At 42.4% G+C, this 19,770-nt stretch carries 13 protein-coding genes; 6 read left to right on the top strand and 7 right to left on the bottom strand.

Features of this window, described 5'->3' with window-relative positions; all coding sequences use genetic code 11:
* Positions 1-85 precede the first annotated feature (85 nt).
* Positions 86-325, bottom strand: a complete 240-nt coding sequence (locus H6G75_RS08580; protein ID WP_190979523.1) for a hypothetical protein — start codon at positions 323-325, stop codon at positions 86-88.
* Between the two features lie 217 nt (positions 326-542).
* Here H6G75_RS08580 and H6G75_RS08575 point away from each other — a divergent pair, with 217 nt between their 5' ends.
* Together H6G75_RS08575 and H6G75_RS08570 are read left to right on the top strand one after the other, a co-directional pair.
* Positions 543-3,566 (top strand): DUF1574 family protein, encoded by a 3,024-nt coding sequence (locus H6G75_RS08575; RefSeq protein ID WP_190979522.1) that lies wholly within the window; start codon positions 543-545, stop codon positions 3,564-3,566.
* Positions 3,567-3,736: 170 nt separating this feature from the next.
* Positions 3,737-5,236 (top strand): MBOAT family protein, encoded by a 1,500-nt coding sequence (locus H6G75_RS08570; RefSeq protein ID WP_190979521.1) that lies wholly within the window; start codon positions 3,737-3,739, stop codon positions 5,234-5,236.
* A 246-nt stretch (positions 5,237-5,482) separates the two neighbouring features.
* Here H6G75_RS08570 and purF read toward each other — a convergent pair whose 3' ends face one another.
* From purF to H6G75_RS08555, 3 genes are all read right to left on the bottom strand, one after another.
* A complete protein-coding gene (gene purF / locus H6G75_RS08565; RefSeq protein ID WP_190979520.1) occupies positions 5,483-6,973 on the bottom strand; it encodes an amidophosphoribosyltransferase in 1,491 nt (496 codons plus the stop codon).
* A gap of 250 nt (positions 6,974-7,223) precedes the next feature.
* Positions 7,224-11,012: a phosphoribosylformylglycinamidine synthase subunit PurL gene (gene purL / locus H6G75_RS08560; protein WP_190979519.1), complete on the bottom strand. Its 3,789-nt coding sequence runs from the start codon at positions 11,010-11,012 to the stop codon at positions 7,224-7,226.
* A 658-nt stretch (positions 11,013-11,670) separates the two neighbouring features.
* Complete coding sequence (locus tag H6G75_RS08555; protein ID WP_190594658.1) at positions 11,671-12,156, bottom strand: allophycocyanin subunit alpha-B; 486 nt, start codon at positions 12,154-12,156, stop codon at positions 11,671-11,673.
* Positions 12,157-12,287: 131 nt separating this feature from the next.
* Between H6G75_RS08555 and rlmD the strand changes: the two genes are divergently transcribed.
* Both rlmD and H6G75_RS08545 read left to right on the top strand, forming a co-directional pair.
* Entirely contained in the window at positions 12,288-13,649 is a 1,362-nt protein-coding gene (gene rlmD / locus H6G75_RS08550) for a 23S rRNA (uracil(1939)-C(5))-methyltransferase RlmD (protein ID WP_190979518.1), read from the top strand.
* A 432-nt stretch (positions 13,650-14,081) separates the two neighbouring features.
* Entirely contained in the window at positions 14,082-14,531 is a 450-nt protein-coding gene (locus tag H6G75_RS08545; RefSeq protein ID WP_190979517.1) for an ATP-binding protein, read from the top strand.
* Positions 14,532-14,582: 51 nt separating this feature from the next.
* Here the strand turns inward: H6G75_RS08545 and H6G75_RS08540 are convergent, their stop codons facing one another.
* A complete protein-coding gene (locus H6G75_RS08540; RefSeq protein ID WP_190979541.1) occupies positions 14,583-14,846 on the bottom strand; it encodes a DUF6439 family protein in 264 nt (87 codons plus the stop codon).
* A 296-nt stretch (positions 14,847-15,142) separates the two neighbouring features.
* Between H6G75_RS08540 and H6G75_RS08535 the strand changes: the two genes are divergently transcribed.
* Both H6G75_RS08535 and asnS read left to right on the top strand, forming a co-directional pair.
* On the top strand, positions 15,143-15,511 hold the full coding sequence (locus tag H6G75_RS08535; RefSeq protein ID WP_190979516.1) for a hypothetical protein: 369 nt from the start codon (positions 15,143-15,145) through the stop codon (positions 15,509-15,511).
* An 88-nt stretch (positions 15,512-15,599) separates the two neighbouring features.
* Positions 15,600-16,991, top strand: a complete 1,392-nt coding sequence (asnS, locus tag H6G75_RS08530) for an asparagine--tRNA ligase (RefSeq protein ID WP_190979515.1) — start codon at positions 15,600-15,602, stop codon at positions 16,989-16,991.
* A 172-nt stretch (positions 16,992-17,163) separates the two neighbouring features.
* Here asnS and H6G75_RS08525 read toward each other — a convergent pair whose 3' ends face one another.
* Both H6G75_RS08525 and H6G75_RS08520 read right to left on the bottom strand, forming a co-directional pair.
* Positions 17,164-17,907 (bottom strand): hypothetical protein, encoded by a 744-nt coding sequence (locus H6G75_RS08525; RefSeq protein WP_190979514.1) that lies wholly within the window; start codon positions 17,905-17,907, stop codon positions 17,164-17,166.
* Between the two features lie 142 nt (positions 17,908-18,049).
* The gene (locus H6G75_RS08520; RefSeq protein WP_190979513.1) at positions 18,050-19,717 is read right to left on the bottom strand and encodes an alpha-amylase family glycosyl hydrolase; all 1,668 of its coding nucleotides are present in this window, start codon (positions 19,715-19,717) and stop codon (positions 18,050-18,052) included.
* Positions 19,718-19,770: the final 53 nt, after the last annotated feature.

The following is a 19,770-nucleotide window of genomic DNA, read 5'->3' as shown; positions in this document are numbered from 1 at the left end:
AAAGCCAATTACTGTTTACATTTTTGAACTTTGTGATTTACGCTCATTGTTTTCTATGAGCGATTTATTTTTTAAAGTATAAGTTTTAGCTTTTATTGGTTAATTCATCGTGATTGGGAAAGGGAAGAATCGGCAAGCGATCGCCGCGAAACAATTCTTCACTAGCTTGCCCAATAGATTCTAGGGCTTTGAGCGTGAATTTTTCGCTGGTCAGCAACAGTAGTATAGACGCTGTACCTATTTCGAGGATAAAAGATTGGGGAATGCTAAACAAAACCAGATTTAGTCCGGGGTTGGTTGAAGATTGGGAGGTGATAGGAGGCATTGCTAATTTTTGGTGGTTGGCAAACGAGGAAAATGAAACGCAAAACTCAAAATCTGTATGACTTGCAACGATATAAGACTATCTTGGCCTATTTTGCAAGCACAGAAGGTAACAAAAGTGTTAAAAAAAAACAGCAAAATGTGATAGACATTATGGTTCTAGTTTACAAGTGCAGGCAATACCCCCGAATACTCGCTTCCTGTAAAGTTAACTGCCCATGAAAAAAGTATTAGTAGATAGCCAGCAAATATTAGTGCAATGGGTAAGCCAAGCAACAGGGATTAACACTTTAGGGGTGAAAGTCCGGTTGCGGGGAAATGACCTACACATTCTTTGTGAAGCGACAGAGTGTCCTCTACGCTGGCGCACTCTTTCTGATTTGCTTCACGCACTCCAGCAAACAGATTTAGATGTCTTAACCAATAACGAACAACCCTCAATATACCAAGTATTGGTTTATGGACGAAAAAAGGGCGAAAATCGACCCCAATGGTGTCATCGGGTACATCTAAATCAGTTAGACAAGCATTTAGAACAGGTAGAACAAGCCCTTAAAGACGCAGAAGCATCACAGCCAGGTGGGTCGCTCATTATATCAAATGAGAGTTTAGCCCGTCGCGGCGACCCCAATGCGATCGCTCATTATCTCAGTGAAACTCTCAGTTCTTTGGGTGTGGGAGTTCAAGTCAAAATTAAGCCACACCAACCCAAAGACAAAACCCAAGCCCCTACAAACCGTCTCTGGGTTTTTTGTCAATCTGTCTATAGTCCAGATTCTTCTTTATTAGCCGAAACCATTGCCCAAAAACTGCGACTATTAAAGTTGACAGGCTATCAAGATGCAGTCATTACCGCCCAAGTTAGTGGTGAAACTAGCAACGATTGGGTACTGCGGGTAGATTTAACGCCCCCAGAAGTGATGTTGAAAGAATGGGCGCGTTGGGGAGATATACAAGCGATCGCGCGGCTGTTAACAGAAGTATTATTAGAATTTAAAGTTACTGTCCAAGCATCTCTCAAAGAATCAACTTTACACCTTTTCTGCTCCCCGGCGTTTGATCCGCTAGAAGATGCACCCGCACCAGATAAAACTCAATGTTTGGATATCATCGTATCGCACCTAGAAGCGATCGCTCCTCAAGGCATTCTCGGCGCGACGATATACGGTCAAAAAACTGCCCAAAAGCAACCAGCTTGGATTGATTGGATTTCTTTACCTGCGTCCCAACACCCAGCCTTGGCAACTTCCGCTTTAGAGTTAGCCATTAGCGGCGATGAACCAGCCACGCATTTTTTATTAGAACGCTTACTTAATACCGATTTAGAATGGCGCTTGAAAACAGGCGGGATACGTGTCCTCCTGCTTCACAAAGGCGACTTGCTGCACATTATGTGTGATGCGCCTGTATGTCCCAACCGCAAACAAGTTGCCAATAAAGTCACCCAGTTTGTTCGGCAGTTAAAGTTACCAGGTATTACAGGAGTGAGGGTTTATGGTCGTCGCGCAGGCAACAAAGAACCAGTTTGGCATCATGGCGCAGATTTTGTCCAGCGCCAACGTTTAGTACCCGAAGCCACGCCAGAATTTGCCGCAACCTCAGAATATGTGGGTGAACTGATAGTTAAAGACGGTCAAGAACCAATTTTTCGCCCTGATTTAACTTCCGAAGAAGTTCAAAATTTCGTTACCGAAGTCGCGCGAGATTGGATTACCACCTTCACCACAACAATTCAAAATTTCCTCTTAGGTACACAAATATTTACCGAAGTTGGTCAGTCAGCCGCCGCCGACCCCGATTTACAAGGCGGACTGAAAGTGGCTTTGGTTTGGGGAACATTAGGATTATTGCTGACACTACAAACCGATTGGATTAGTGGTCAAATTGTCACGCGGACATTACCCCAGACACCACAGGTAAATAGTGTAGAGACTGCCAATGCCAAACCAAAACCCCCACGCAAACCCAAACATCAAGAAAAAGTGGAATTATTGAATAATTCCTCTGGGCAGAAATTGTCAGGGTCGAAAAATTCCGCCTTCAACGCTTCTGGATTTACTGTGCATGAAGATGATCCAGAAGCAACAGATTTAACAGCCGCACCATTAAAAGAAAAAGCCACAGCATCGGCAATTTTATTAGCAGCGCGATCGCAAATGCCCAGTTTTAATGCGCGGCAATTAGATGAACAATTAGCTTTATACCGCCAACAATTAAATATTAAAGGCAGTCCCCCAGATATTTTAATCATTGGTTCTTCGCGGGCTTTGCGTGGCGTTGACCCGGCTGCATTATCCAAAGGTTTAGCTAAACAAGGATATCCCAACATTCAAATTTTCAACTTTGGGGTAAATGGTGCGACAGCCCAAGTTGTCGATTTTATTATTCGTCAAGTCCTGGAGGTATCAGAATTACCCAAAGTGATTCTTTGGGCTGATGGTTCTCGCGCTTTTAATAGTGGTCGAGACGATATTACCTTTAATGCGATCGCTGCTTCCCCCGGTTATCAAAAAATCTTGGAAAAAGCCCAGAATACTGACGCTAATGAAGAAGCTGCTAACAATCCAGCAAAATCACCAGATAAGCAAAAAAACACAAAAAAACCAGATGAAATTACTAGCTATCAAGCGATTAATAATGGGTTAAATCAAATTTTAGGGGCTTTTTCCAGTACCTATCAAAATCGTAACCAGCTTAAATCTCTGTTACATCAACAACTGGATAGTTTGCCATTAATTAGCGATCGCAATTCCAAAGACAATCAACCAACTGATTCGGTTACTGAAACTTCCGATGATGAAACTTCACTGCAATCAGTTGATTTTGATGGTTTCTTACCTTTGTCTGTGCGTTTCAATCCGGCAAGATACTATCAAAAACATCCCAGAGTCACAGGTAATTATGACAATGACTACAAATCATTTCATATAGAAGGCAATCAAGATGCCGCCTTCCAAGAAGTTTTGAAGTTCACGCAGGCGCAGCAAATCCCTCTCGTATTTATTAATATGCCTCTCACCGCCGAATATTTAGATCCAATTCGCAAAAAATACGAGCAAGAATTTCAACAATATATGATTCGGTTAGCAACAAATCCTAATTTTATTTATCGGGATTTTAGCCAACTTTGGCCCAGGAAAAATGACTATTTCTCTGACCCCAGCCATCTGAACCGCTTTGGTGCTTATGAAGTCTCGAAAAAACTAGCGATCGACCCGGTGATTCCTTGGCCTACAAAGTAAGTGCTGAGTGCTGAGTGCTGAGGGCTGGGTGCTGAGGGCTGAGTGCTGTACACTGAGCGAAGTCGAAGTGTACATGTTGAGTTAAAGATTCTCCCCCTGCCTCCTGCTTCATAGCAAATGACTAATGACCAATGACAATTGACAATTGACAATTGACCAATGACCAAAATATGAACTTTATTTCAATTTCTTACGCGATATTTCTGCTGAGTATATTAGGCATCTACTGGACTGTTGCCGAACAAAAATGGCGATTGTGGATTTTATTAATTGCTAGTATTGCGTTTTATGCTTCGTGGAGTATTCAATACATTCCACTGTTATTAGCATTGACCTTTATTAACTTTCGCTTAGGTAGAGAAATAGGCAAAAATACTTCGCCGGGAGACCATAGTCTTGATTGGCGCATATCTAATGAAGAATGGCAATATGCCAATGCTGATTGGAATAGTCGCCGTCTGAAATTGTTATCACTAGGTATAGTATTAAATGTTTTATTACTTCTAGGATTTAAATATATTTCGCCGATATTAAACTTAGTTTTTCCTATCCAATCAAGTTCAACGGAAACATCTTTTAAAGTTATTGCACCGTTGGGAATTTCATTTTTTACCTTTGAGTGTATTGCTTATTTAATCGATGTTTATCGCGGCGCTCCGGCTACTGACCATTTTCTCAAATTTGCCACATATAAACTCTTTTTTGCCAAACTAATTTCCGGGCCAATTACGCGCTATCACAACTTAGCAACTCAATTTAATACACTGCAATTTCCCACAGCCGAGAGAGGCGCAGAAGCATTGTGGTTAATTGCTAGAGGTGCAATTAAAAAAGGACTCTTGGCAGATAATTTGGGGATTTTTGTTGATTTATGTTTTGGAAATTTGCCCCGCGCAGGTAGTACAGATTTGTGGTTGGCGACTTTTGCCTATGGTTTGCAACTGTATTTAGATTTTAATGGCTATGTAGATATTGCCCGTGGTACAGCATTGCTATTTGGTTTAGTTTTGCCAGAAAACTTTGATTTTCCTTACTTCAGTACTAGTATTGCTGATTTTTGGCGGCGCTGGCACATGACTTTAGGTGATTGGTTGCGGAACTATGTTTACTTTCCTTTGGGTGGTTCTCGTCGCGGTTTGATGCGTACCTGCTGGAATTTATTCCTGGTGATGGTAATTGCAGGTATTTGGCACGGTTCCGCTTGGGGTTTCTTTGTGTGGGGTATTCTCCACGGTATTGCTTTAGCCGTACATCGAATCACAGATGATTGGAGCGATCGCAACGAAAAACTAGCCCAATTCTGGCAAAATCCTATTGGTATATTTATCGCTTGGCTATTGACACAATTTATGGTTTTCACTTCTTGGATTTGGTTTCGTTTACCCAATCTCCAAGACTCTTCTTTAGTCATTCAGAACCTTTGGGGTCACAAAGCTGATGCACAGTTCGCCCAAAAAGTATATGTAGAAGCTTTAACCATTAGCCCTTATCAACTCTCTTGGCTGCTAGGAATTTTAGCGGCTTTGATGGGCTTGGTCTATGCTGTGAATGGTCGATTAAAACTAGAGTTAAACTGGCCTATTAAGCTGGTTTTCGTACCCTTATGTTTTTATATTGTCTGGTTACTAGCTCCCGAAGGCGGTCTACCTTACATATATTTTGATTTTTAACTGGTAGTAGGTGATAGGTTAGGACTTACGCAAAAGTATGAAGAAACAAACCGCAAAGGACGCATAGACGCGCAAGCGGCTTCCCGCAGGGTAGGACACGAAGTTATAAGAGTTTTAGAGAGTTATGGTGTAAGTTCTCAATTCTTTGGTTACTCCAAAAAAAGACTTATATCTCCCTTGTCTCCCTTGTCCTCCTTGTCCCCCTTATCCCTAACTCATAGGAATTTGCAGTCCTTTTTCAAAGTTCTAAACTACCACCTTCTCTAAAATCAATTTAGAACGCTTCACTTGCTCAGGAATAGCCACTGGGTAATCTCCTGTAAAGCAAGCAGAACAAAAACTATTGGTGTCTTCTCCTGTGGCTTTGAGCATTCCTTCCCAACTGAGGTAGGCGAGAGACTCTACTTCTAGTTGTTGGGCAATTTCCTCAACAGACTTGGTCGCCGCAATTAATTGATCTTGAGTATCGGTATCAATTCCATAAAAGCAAGGATGAGTGACAGGGGGTGAAGAAATTCGCATGTGAACTTCAGCCGCACCCGCATCACGCAAGGCTTTAACTAATTTGCGGCTGGTAGTACCCCGCACAATTGAATCATCTACAATTACAACTCTTTTACCCGCCAAAACATCCTTGAGTGGGTTGAGTTTCATCCGAATACCAGACTCACGCATAGTTTGAGTTGGTTGAATAAAAGTGCGCCCGACGTAGCGATTTTTAATCAAACCTTCGCCATAACTAACCCCAGAAGCTTGAGAAAATCCAATCGCTGCGGGGATACCAGAATCAGGTACGCCAAACACAATATCGGCTTCGACATTAGATTCGGCCGCGAGTTGTCTGCCTAAGCGCATCCGATAGCTGTATAAAGTTTCATTGTGCATAACGCTATCGGGACGGGCAAAGTAAATCATTTCAAAGATGCACAATTTACGTTGCGGCTTTTGACTCCAGTGGAATGAAGCTAATCCTTCTTCGGTTATCCAAACTAATTCTCCCGGTTCCACATCGCGCAAGTAGTCAGCACCAATAATGTCTAAACCGCAAGTTTCAGAAGACAATACGTAACGAACTGGATTTGTCCCCACAGTCCCAATCACCAAAGGACGAATACCGTTACGATCGCGGGTTCCCATTACCCCAACTGGAGTACCAATAACTAAACTAAAGGCTCCTTGGCAACGGTGAAATGCTTGAATTGCACCGTCTAACCAATCTGCACCACCGTTGACTGCTTCGGCGATCGCAAAGGCAATCATTTCTGAGTCAGTTGTCGTAACTAAGTTAAAATTGCTCTTAACCAATTCATCACGCAATTGTGTTGTATTGACAAGATTACCATTATGTGCTAGAGCTAGATTGCCTAAGCGAGTTTCAACTACAGCAGGTTGAGCGTTCACTTTGCGGCTAGAACCAGTTGTGGAATAGCGGGTGTGACCAACAGCAAGATTTCCCGGTAATTCTTCTAAAATAGATTCGCTGAATACTTGAGATACCAAGCCCATATCTTTGTGCAGATGGACTTTTGTCCCCTCAAAGGTGGCAATGCCAGCAGATTCTTGACCCCTGTGCTGGAGGGCATACAATCCAAAGTAGGTTAGTTTGGCAACGTCTTCTCCTGGTGCGTAAATTCCAAAGACACCGCAAGCTTCTTCGGGCTTGTCAGGACGGTCATTATTTGAGTTGAAATGAGATTCGGGGTATTCATCCGAAGTCACAGAATCAATGGGAATCATGCTGGCTTTGCTCCTGGTTGGGGTGTCAAGTCACTGGGGTGATGGCTTGAGGTGGCTATACCATTTGGGATTTTGGATTGTCAAACGGTCAGTATGTCACCTTTTGAGCAATCCTTCTCCGCATTCACTTTTTGAAAGTGTTATGGTCTATTCTTAACAAATCTTTAACCACTTATTAAAACAGTACCCTAAGAAGTCTGAAGTATGAAGTCTGAAGTGTGAAATTTTTGACTTCAGACAAGATACTTTTTTAGGACTGAGTGTGTGCAGCTAGACGTTTAGCGATCGCATTATTGTAACGATCCTTTATATCTTCCATACTAACTGCGATTAAGGTCTGGTTATCGGTAGTTAAAACCGTCAAACCAGCACCAGAATTACCAACCATTCCTAATTTTTGCCAGTCTTGGCCGAGATGTTCTTGTAAATATGATTCCCAGATTTCTTGGTTTTCTGATCCCACAGAAACAATAATTCTTGCGCCAGCTTCACCAAATAAAACTTCATCCAAACGCTGTAACTGATTTGGCGAAATGTCTAATTGGACTTCTGCGCCCAAATTGCCGGCAATCGAAGATTCTGCCAAAGCCACAACTAATCCGCCCTCAGCGCAATCATGGGCTGAACGCACCCAACCAGAACGAATACCATCACGGCAAACCTGCTGTACACGGCGTTCCAAGTCAAAATTTACCTGTGGTGGTCTACCAGCTACAGTATTGTGGATGGTAGCCAGATATTCTGATGCGCCTAATTCCACTTTGGATTGTACAGTTAACCCCAGTAAATAAATCGCATCACCGCTTGCTTGCCAAGCTTGACCGCAAATTTTCGTGAAATCAGGAATTAAACCCACCATTCCCACCACAGGAGTCGGATAAATTGGTTGGGGGTTGCCTTGAGAATCGACAGTTTCATTATAAAGAGAGACATTTCCCCCGGTGACTGGTGTGGCTAGTTCTCGACAACCTTCGGCTAAACCGCGACAAGCTTCGGCTAATTGCCAATAACCAATGGGTTTTTCGGGACTGCCAAAATTCAGGTTATCGGTAACAGCTAATGGTTCTGCACCCACACAACTCAGATTGCGGGCTGCTTCAGCAACTACCGCCTTAGCCCCCTCATAGGGATCAAGGTAAACATAGCGGGGATTGCAATCTACTGTAGCAGCAACGGCAGATTTCAGATTTGGCGATGTGAGATTGGGGATGGTTTCTAATGGACGTAAACGCACCACAGCCGCATCTGCACCACCGGGAAGGGCGACAGTGTTGTTTTGTACCTGATGATCATACTGGCGGTATACCCAATTTTTTGAGGCGATCGTGGGTGTATTGAGTAAAGTTAATAAGATATCATTCCAACTGTGGCTACCGATCCCCGCAGTTGTGCAAGCAGGTAAACTATCGGCTGTCCATGTCCAAGCTTGACGGGCATACTCTGGCGGTTCCGCTAACAACTCACGTTCGTAAAGTGGCGTATTTTCTGCCAAAGCATCAGCCGGAATTTCCGCCGCAATTTTACCCCGGAATAAAATTCTGACGATGGGTTCTGCAATTACTGTGCCGGCGACGACCGCATGAAGTCCCCAACGGTGGAAAATATCAATTAACTCCTGTTCCCGGCCTTTGTGGGCAACAAACAACATTCGTTCTTGCGATTCCGACAGTAAATATTCGTAGGGAACCATCTCAGTTTCCCGCACCGGAATCTTATTTAAATCTAATTCAATGCCGACACCACCTTTGGCTGCCATTTCTGAGGTAGAACAGGTAATCCCGGCTGCACCCATATCTTGGGCAGCAACCACTGCACCTGTTTTAAACGCTTCTAGACAAGCTTCAATTAACGACTTTTCTAAAAATGGGTCGCCGACTTGCACCGCCGGACGGTCATCCATCGACGCATCAGTTAATTCCGCACTGGCGAAACTTGCGCCACCCATACCATCGCGTCCGGTGGTAGAACCCACATACAATACCGGATTACCGATACCCGATGCCCCAGATTTGACAATTTCCGGCGTTTCCATCAATCCCAAGGCCATAACGTTAACTAAGGGATTTCCGGCATAGGCAGGGTCAAAGTAGACTTCGCCGCCAACAGTAGGAACGCCGACACAGTTGTGTGTCACGATCCCCGATGAAGTCACAAAAAGATGTGTATTATCTACTTCCACATCATAGACATCACATTCGGCCACGGTTTGGTGTTCAATACTCTGAATCTTGACAGTAGCTACATCTGTTGCCGACTGGGTAAACCGAGGAAATGAATGTTTTGTACCACTGGAACGATTTAAAGCAACGGCTAATTCCTGATTTCGCTCTTGGCTAAAAACTGTAGCTAAGGCTTTTAATGCCGCAAAATTACTGACTTCCAATTGCCATAAGGGTTTACGGATGTACTTGCGTCCCTCAATTTCTGCTTCTCCTACTGGTTGGCAATAAATATATGGGATGATTCCTTGAGTTTGCAGTAATAGGACTGTTTGCTCAAATAACTTGCGGCTAGTGGTGGCAAAACTAATTTTGGCGTGATTACCGTGAGTTTTGGTAGTCATAGAACCATCTCCCCGGAATATGCCTTTGAGGACTTCATACTGCAATTCTTGTGACCACTGGAAGACAAAGTTAGGGAATGCTTTATTGCTGGCTTCTGTGCCGCATTGCCAAACATTCTTCAAGAAATGCCCGAATAGCCAAGAAGTCGCGTAAACAGCAATGGTAGAAGCACGTTTTTCTACACAAGGACGTAACCCCAAATATTTTAGACCAGCGATCGCATCATCAACATACTCTGTTTCATGATGGGCAAAGGTGAAAACAATTTTGTAGGTATTGCCGTTTTTGGCAGCACAGCCTTCCGAGAGAAAATAGCCAATTAACCGAGCAAACAATTTATTTGGCTGAATAACTGCATTCATATAATTGGCTTTACCGCGCCGCAATAAGCGGATATCGCTACGAGGTACATTCAGCAGCAGTTCCAATGCCAAAAAGTAAGCTAGAGGAAATCTACCTGTAGATAAGTATTGATGGCGTTTGTAAACAGCAGGTTCGAGTAATCTCAGCGCAGTCCGCACCGCTTCTGTGACTTGCCAATTTTCGGGTAGCTGCACGTATACATCTTTCCCAATAGCTGTTTCTGGATTTAAGCCAGTCAGCAAATCTAAGGCGGTGTCTTTTTCTGCTGTTAATTGTGGCCATGCAGTGATTAACGGGATTTCATCACCGACTTTTAAAGACTGCGCCACTGCAATATCCCATTCACCATTGGCGCGAATTAACATCGGATGGTCTGGCGTAACCACCAAAGTACGTCCCAAGGCTGTACGGATGGTGATCAAATTTTGGCTACGTCGTTTAAATATTCGCCGTACAGGTTGCCAACAAACAGTTTGGCTGTCGGGATCTAAAGATAAAGTTTGAACCGCATCACTATCATTGAGTTCTAAAGTTGTGACGTTGGTTGTGAGGCGAGATTCCACAAAGTTGCCAATGGTATCAAAATGTATCCCGTCTTGATTTTGCCAAATAAAAGTTTCATCACTGACGAGACAGTTACCATAATGGCTGATTCCTGATACTACCCCAGTAAATAGCCTTTGGGTTTTCGGGTCATCTAGAGAACCAAAACGCAATGAGTTTAACAAAGCAATGGGACGCGCACCCATTGTAAAAATATCTCTGAGGATACCACCGACACCCGTGGCGGCTCCTTGAAAGGGTTCAACGGCGGAAGGATGGTTATGAGATTCAATTTTAAAAGCGAGGCGGAGTCCTTCACCCAGGTCAACCACACCCGCATTTTCACCAGGGCCTACGAGAATGCGGGGGCCTGTAGTGGGAAACTGTTTGAGTAAGGGTCGAGAATTTTTGTAACAGCAATGTTCTGACCACATCACCCCAAACATTCCCAGTTCTGCTTTGTTAGGATGGCGGCCTAAACGTCGCACAATTTCTGCATATTCTTCGGGCTTAATACCTTCGGCGGCAATTTCTTGGGGAGAAAACGGATCTTTGGGGGTGGTGGTCATGGGAATAATGCACCAAGGGGACAGAAGACTATTTTATAGTTAATGGTCAATAGTCATTGGCTATTTGTACTTTGTTTTTCCCCATCTGTAACTGCTGTTGTAGCTCTAAGCTTGTCCGTTGTTACACACTTAAGTAGATACCGCTCGATAGTAACACTCAAGTGACGACAATCACATAGAAATATGATTGAGATCGTCTCTTGCCCTTTGGCAAATTGGCATAATTACATACAACTGAACTCTAGCCGAGTCATTAATAGGGAACACACTAATCGCCGACAGCTTTGATGAAAAACTGTCGGCTTTTTGTATTTGGGAGTGGGAGTTGAGGGAGTAGACAAGGTAGACAAGGTAGACAAGGTTGAGGGGGTAGACAAGGAAGTAATATTTCTACCTTATCTTCCCTGTCCCCCTTGTCCCCCTTGTCCCCCTTGTCCCCCTTGTCCCCCTTGTCCCCCTTCTCCACCTTACCCGTAAGTCCTCAGCAAATAAAATTTCCCCACAGTTGGTTGATAGCTTGACACAGAGATGGCCAAAGCCACTACCAAATGTGGGGAGAGTATGATCAAATTAGAGTTGTTATGTTTTGAGTGCTAACACTCAGCACTCACTTTAGGAGACAGGAAGACACATCTAAAGAAGCAAAACAAACTTTGGCTTATGACATCGCTTGAATGATGTAATCAAAGTATGGTGCTGCTGCGGCTGCGTCGTCTGCACTGAGTAAGTCAAGGGAGGCTTTTTTCAGACAACTGATGGCTTCTACCATTCCAGGAACGGGAACACCAAGGGAGTTGTACATTTCCCGCACACCAATTAAACCGATTTTTTCAATTGGTTCTTTGTCCCCAGCAAGTACGCCGTAGGTAATCAGGCGTAAATACCAGCCAAAGTCACGGATACACAATGCACGTTGGCGTTCACCATAGGCATTGCCACCGGGTGCGATAAAATCAGGACGCTTCTGCCAAAGTTGCTTGGTGGCTTCCTGAACTATCTTTTTTTCATTTTCGGACAGGGTAGCAGCAATACGAGTCCGTTGCTCACCTGTTTGCAAAAAGTCTTTGATACTTTTGAGTTCGCCACTGCTGGGATAACGCAGTTCGTCGTCGGCTTTGAGAATAACTTGGCTAATTACAGTCATGATTATTGTAATCACGAGAAATATTATTTGCTAGTTTAACGAGTTGGAGGTACAGAAGGGAAGCAGGGGGGTAGGGGTGCAAGGGTGCAGGGGAGAATAATTTGTTACAAATGACAAATGACTATTGACAAATGACGAATAATATTTGGAAACAAGGTGAATTAATTGAAGTAGCGATCGCTGATCTCAGTGATACTGGTGATGGGGTCGGTCGCTATGATGAGCGGGTTGTATTTGTACCAGATACTGTCCCTGGTGATCGCGTCGTGGTACGTTTATTACACGTCAAGCCAAAATATGCTCACGGCAAACTCATCGAGCTATTGCAGCCATCACCGCACCGCATTCGGCCAAGCTGTATTGTGGCTGATAAGTGTGGTGGTTGTCAGTGGCAGCATATTGATTATGAATATCAGCTAGAAGCGAAACGCAATCAAGTTATCCAAGCTTTACAACGTATTGGTGGTTTTACTGCACCGTCAGTAGATCCTGTATTGGCAGCTGTGTCACCCCTGGGATACCGCAATAAATCTACTTATCCTGTCAGTGTTTCTACTACCGGGCAAGTACAGGCGGGATATTACCAAAAGGGTAGTCACCATTTAGTGAACTTAAATCAATGCCCTGTGCAGGATTCGCGCTTAAATCCTCTGCTTGCGGAAGTCAAGCAAGACATTCAAAAGCGTGGCTGGAAAATTTACAACGAACAACGCCACCAAGGGCAAATTCGCCATTTAGGTTTACGCATCGGCCGCCGGACGGGAGAAATGCTGTTGACTTTGGTGGTGACAGATTGGCACTTAGCGGGAATTACGGAACAAGCCGAGGTATGGTTGCAGCGATATCCGCAATTGGTGGGAGTTTCTTTAAATCGCAACCCAGAACGCACTAATGCCATTTTTGGTAGGGAAACTCGTACTATTGCTGGAGTTCCTTATCTGAGAGAACAATTTGCCAATTTAGAATTTCAAGTCCGCCCCGATACATTTTTCCAAGTTTCTACGGAAACAGCCGAAGCACTGTTAGAAGTCATTCAGGCAGAACTTAACCTCCAAGGAAATGAGGTACTAGTTGACGCTTATTGTGGAATTGGGACGTTAACTCTGCCTTTAGCCCAGCAGGTACGCCAAGCATTTGGACTGGAATTACAAGCTGAAGCAGTTGAACAAGCAATTTTGAATGCGAATCGCAACAGTATACATAACGTAACATTTCAAGTTGGTGCGGTAGAGAATTTACTGCCGCAAATGGGAATAATACCTAATGTGGTCATACTTGATCCACCACGTAAGGGATGCGATCGCACTGTCATCGATTCATTACTGCGATCGAAACCTGCCCGCATCGTTTACGTCAGCTGTAAAGTAGCCACACTTGCGCGTGACTTGAAGTTGTTATGTGAAGGAGGGCTATATAAAGTTACAAGGGTGCAACCTGCTGATTTCTTTCCACAAACATCTCATGTAGAAGCTGCTGCCTTTCTTGTGTTATGACATTTAAATAAGAGTACTCACTCTTTATCAAAATCTTAAATTGCAAATTTGTAGTCTCTTGCATAGTAACAATGCTAAAATCGAATTAACCTAAAACATAGAAATGATTTTGTTAAAACAACTAAAGTTGCATAGACTCTCATTGATTATGAATAAGGTTGTCTGACACCAAAATCGGCAATACAAAACTCACTCTAATAGTTCTCAAAAATTTTCAGCATATTTTAATTTGCTGGCTGCGATCGCAGATTTTTAAAAGCCGTTTTATGTATCAACAATCAAATTTCATAAATAGAGTAAATGCTCCCTAGCATTTTCAAAACTAGTATAAAAGACGCAAGTTTGAAGGCAGCATGACCACCTCCAATTTTGTCAGGGTGCGCGTACAAGCAAACTGATGTCTAGCTAACTGAAAGCTATGGGGTTTCTCTTGTGATTAGTATTTCGCTCCGTCCAGTTGGACGTTATTGGGGCACACTTAGCTTTGCCTCTACTCTATATCTTTGTCCCATATTAGATTTACTGCTGGCAGAAATTCCAGCAAAATTACAAGCAGAATTGCGGCTAGGACTCCAAGAAGCCTTAGTAAATGCCGCCAAACATGGTAATAATCTCGACCCCAGTAAAAGAGTCGTAGTCCGTTTTTCGCTGATAGATAATCAATATTGGTGGGTAATTTCCGACCAAGGAAAAGGCTTTACACCAGAACCAAGTTCTGATAAAGAAGCGACAGACTATTTACCACCTGATGAATCAGAAAGTGGTCGCGGTTTATGTTTACTTCATCAAATTTTTGATCAAGTAGAATGGGGCCGCAAAGGTACAGAATTACGATTGTGTAAACAAATGGAAAATCGCCCCCGGTTGTCTTTGAGGCGATGAACAAGTTAAAAGTCAAAAAGTAAAAGGCAAAAGTTTTTATTCTTTTGACTTTTAACTTTTAATTTCCTTGTGTCCATGTGTAGGACATGGGGGTGCAGATATTGATTTATTCAACCAACCCACAGCTTGTTCGAGGCGGGGAAGGGCTTCTTCTGGTTGATTTTTGAGAAGATATACCAGTGCTGCGGCTACTTGTTCACTAGCACGAGAATTGCGGTTAGACTTGAGGCGATGCCAATCGTTAGGAGAGATGGTGAGTCTTTCCATGAGGGCTTGTGCTAGTTCTTGAGTGCTGAGTTCTGGGTGCTGAGTCACCGAAGTTTGCTCAACGGGGGAAACCCCCGCACGCAACTTCTCGCTGAGTGCTGAGTGCTGAGTATTAAGAGATTCCATATCTATACATTTGGGGATTGACTAGTAGCTTTTAACTATTGGCAAAGCTTACATTTACGCCGTGTGCAACTTTCCCTCAAACCTAACCCCCAACCCCTTCCCTACAAGGGAAGGGGAGCAAGAATCAAAGCCTCTCTCCTCTTAGGGGAGAGGTTTGGAGAGGGGTTGAAAAATAAGTTGCACATCACGTTACATTTATCTTAATTTACTACCAGTCAATGAAGCCGCCTAAAAAATCACATAATCCTTCAGCCGAAGAAAATCAAGAGCCAGATTTTGAGCAAGAATTAGCCCAAGTCGAGCGATCGCTCATCTTAATTAAAGAACGATACACTCAAGTTAAGCAGGATCAACAGCAAAAGGCAGAATGGCAACAAAAAAAGCAGGAACTAAGAGACAATAAACCCCAAACACCACAAATCAAAGCTGAGTTACAACAAATTCAAAAACAATTGGATTTGCTAGAAACCAATTTAGAAAGTCGGTTATTTTCTTGGCGTAGCTTAAAAAAACCTTTCTGGCAAATCGTCCGCTTTGGTGGAATGGGCGTTATCATAGGCTGGATATTAAGATCCTGGGCTGGGTAAGCTGAATTTTGGATTTTAGCTTGAATTAGCTGTTAGCATTCTTAGAATAGTTGTATTCCTTATATCGAAGTCATATCGATTGCGTATTATGGTAGATAGACGAATTGCAGAAATATTGCGAAGTGGTCAACCTGATGAGTCTCTTGTAGTTCAAGGCTGGGTAAGAACAAAGCGTGACTTGAAAGGATTTGCCTTTATTGAAGTCAATGATGGTTCATCACTAGCGAATTTGCAAGTTGTCATCAATCAAGATTTGCCCGACTATGAGGCGATTTTGAAAAGACTGAATACAGGTGCGTCGGTGGAAGTTAACGGGGTACTGGTAGCTTCCCAAGGAAAAGGACAGCGTATTGAATTAAAAGCCGAGGCGGTGAAAGTCTACGGTGAAGCTGATCCCGAAACTTATCCATTGCAAAAGAAACGCCACTCTTTTGAATTTTTACGCACGATTGGACATTTGCGATCGCGCACAAATTCCTTTGGTGCAGTTTTCCGCGTCCGAAACGCCTGTTCAGCAGCCATTCACCAATTCTTTCAAGAACGGGGCTTTTTGTGGGTACACACCCCCATTATTACCGCCAGTGATTGCGAAGGTGCAGGTGAATTATTTAGCGTTACCAGTTTCGATCTCAAAAACGTTCCCCGCACTGATAATCAAGCTGTAGATTACACTCAAGACTTTTTTGCCAAACCCACTTATTTAACAGTTAGTGGACAGTTAGAAGCCGAAGTTATGGCGATGGCGTTTTCTAATGTCTATACTTTTGGCCCCACCTTCCGCGCCGAAAATTCTAACACCTCCCGCCACCTCGCAGAATTTTGGATGGTTGAGCCAGAAATGGCATTTTGTGACTTAGAAGGTGATATGGATTTAGCAGAGGCATTTCTCAAGCATATTTTTAATTATGTGTTAGAAAAATGCCCAGAAGATATGCAGTTTTTCAATGAACGTATTGATAATACCGTTTTAGCCACAGCCGAAAATATTGTTAACAATCAATTTGAACGGCTGACTTATACAGATGCCATCAAATTATTAGAAAAAGCTGATGTTAAATTTGAATATCCTGTAAGTTGGGGCTTAGATTTACAATCAGAGCATGAGCGTTATCTGGCAGAACAACTATTTAAAAAGCCAGTAATTGTCACAGATTATCCCGCGCAAATCAAAGCATTTTATATGCGGTTGAATGACGATGAAAAAACCGTCCGCGCAATGGATATTCTCGCACCCAAAATTGGGGAAATTATCGGCGGTTCTCAAAGAGAAGAACGTTTAGATGTGCTAGAACGTCGGGTAATAGCCCAAGGAATGAAACCCGAAGATTTATGGTGGTATTTAGACTTGCGCCGTTTCGGTACTGTACCTCATGCGGGTTTTGGTTTAGGTTTTGAAAGACTCGTGCAATTTATGACAGGTATGGGGAATATTCGTGATGTGATTCCGTTCCCACGCACACCACAAAATGCTGAATTTTAGTTAGGGATAGAAAGGAAGGTGTGGGGAGAAAATTAAGTCAAAAGTCAAAAGTCAAAAATTATCTTACTTTTTGACTTTTGACTTTTCCGTAGGAATGTAGGTACTCAAAACCCTTATACCCTCACACCCCTTTTCATCACCTGTAACCTGTAACCTGTAACCTGTAATCTTCTTATTTACAATTAACTGCGGAAGCCGAGTTTACTTTTGTTAAATCACCAGTAAATATAGCTGTGTATTTATAAGGTGATGAACCAGTACAACTCATAGAATTTTTATCAGCACGCTGTGGACTCCACCATGAATCTGCTAATACTTTTAAAGTTGTGCCGTTCCATGATAAGTTAGTAACAGCTAAAGAGTTAGTTTTACCATCATTGGGCTTTTTAGCAGTAACAAATGTCGCAGATAAAATGCTACCATTGCTCGGATTAATGCGGGCGATAACGGCTACTTTTGCACCGCCACCATTACCATAAGAAGATAGCCAACCGTTCTTAGCAAAGCGGCGAAAATCGTTACCAGGTTGGCTACCAGTCGAAGAAAAAACGCCATATAAAACGTTACTCCCATCCCACAACAAGCCGTAACCTCTACCATCATCAATGGTGGTTTCGTAGTCACTGCGACACCATTTTCTTACACCATTATCAAAGCGAATGAGTCGGGGATCTTGGTTTTGAGATGATACTTGTTGATAACCAATATAGATGGTTTTTGCACCTATTGATATTTTCGGCCCGTTTTTTGCTTTGATGCTGGCTTCACTTTCATTGCAGGTAAATGCTACACTTTTGGCGAAAGATGTCTTGATGCTAGTTTGAGCAACAACTTGAGGATTGACTAAATCAATTCCCAATGCTGCGAATAAACATAAAATGACTAAAGATTTGGGGAATTGGCGGCGCTTAATCATGATTTGTTAGTAGGGAACCCTGTAAAAGACGACACCATAACACAAAATTTTTCTCAGCGCCAATTCCGCACTAAATAAATCCAGTAGAGAGGTTGTATACAACCTCTCTACTGCTAAATTGTATCTTGATCAAGAAACAGTATTAAGAAATGAATATCTTGGCGGTATAACTTGGGATATTAGTTACTAAATTATCTTCATTAACTTGGACTTGTGAGTTATCAAAGCAATCACACCAAGATTCTGCAATGGGAAAATTAGGAATAAGATAATCAGTGAGATGTTGTTCAGAAAAGTTAATGACGACAGCAACTTGAGAACCTTGTTCATCCCAACGAATATAAGCTAAGACTTGAGCTTGAGTATCGGTGTAGAAAAACTCAATGTTGTCGCTTTGCAAAGCTGGTGTTTGCTGACGTAAGGCGATGAGTTTTTGATAATGCTGAAATAACTCACGATTTTGGTCATTGGCTAGTAAAGACCAATTAATTTTTTTGGGTTGAGTGACGCTTTTACTTTTTTGTTGATATTCACCAAATTCATCTCCCATCCAGAGCATTGGTATACCCATTGCTGTCATCAAGATGACGGCTGCTAATTTAGCTCTGGTAAATGCGTCTTGATCAAAGATACCGCGATCGCCTAATTCTCTCAAGAGATGTTCACGGTCATGGGTTGCTAAATAATTGATAACGTTGATGCTGGTGGCGTAACCTTGTTTTCTGGGGTCTAATACCGAGATTACTTCTTCTAATTCTAATTTTTCTCCACAAATTAGCGGAATAATAAAGTAATGAAAACTCTCATGCCAACAACCATCTAAAGGCCCATCGGGTTGGACTACAGTGTTAGTATCGGGAATGTGTTCGGCAATATTGTAAAACTGTTTTGGTGCGGCGCTTTGTTTGGCTGTTTGCGCCAGCCATGCTAAAAATTCAAAGTTGGCTAACTGACGCACTGCATCAAACCGAATTCCATCGATATGATATTCCTGAATCCAAAACTGCACAACATCACCAACATATTTCCAGGCTGGTTTGATATCTAACTTTTCATCGTAATTATTATAGTTAAACTCTGGCCCCCAATAATTATCAGGGTCTTCAGGATAGTGTTTATGTTCGTAATACCAATAATTTCTGTCTATCAGCATTAACGGACATTCTTCATCTGTGTGATTATAAATGCCATCGAGAAATACCCGAATGCCTCTAGCATGACATTCATCAATAAATAATTTTAAATCTTCGGTAGTGCCGTAACTAGATTCTGTAGCGAAGAAATGGCGGACTTTATAACCCCAACTATAATCGCCAGGATACTCATTCACAGGCATTAATTCAATGGCATTGATGCCTAATTCCTTGAGATAATCTAGTTTAGCGATCGCACCTAAATATTTACCACGTTTATCAGGCGCATTTTCATCGCCAGTAAAGTCGGCAATATGCAATTCATAAATTACTAATTCTTCATTATCTGGCAAAGCCTGATCATCATACTGCCAAATATATGTGTCAACAATTCGTTCACCATGCTTTATCCGAATAATTCCACATTCTCTAGCTTCATCAATATCTGTAGCGTAGGGATCAATAACATCTACCCATTCATTCAGTGCAAACTGTGGACTTTTTGTTTGCACCCGAAATTTATATGAATAAATTCCATCTTCTAAGGGTATTTGAGTTTGAAAATAACCATCTTCATTTTTTTCTAATTGTATATCCTGCCATTGAGAAAAAGAACCAATTAAACTTGCCTGCTCATTTTGAGGCGCAAACAATTTAAATTCAATTAAATTCGCCATTTTATTGAGATATATACTTGTCAAAATAATGCTTTTTTATTTTGGACTTAATA

It is taken from the genome of Nostoc sp. FACHB-280 (assembly GCF_014697615.1).
Lineage (GTDB): Bacteria > Cyanobacteriota > Cyanobacteriia > Cyanobacteriales > Nostocaceae > Nostoc_B.
This window is presented reverse-complemented; position numbering and strand designations above follow the sequence as displayed.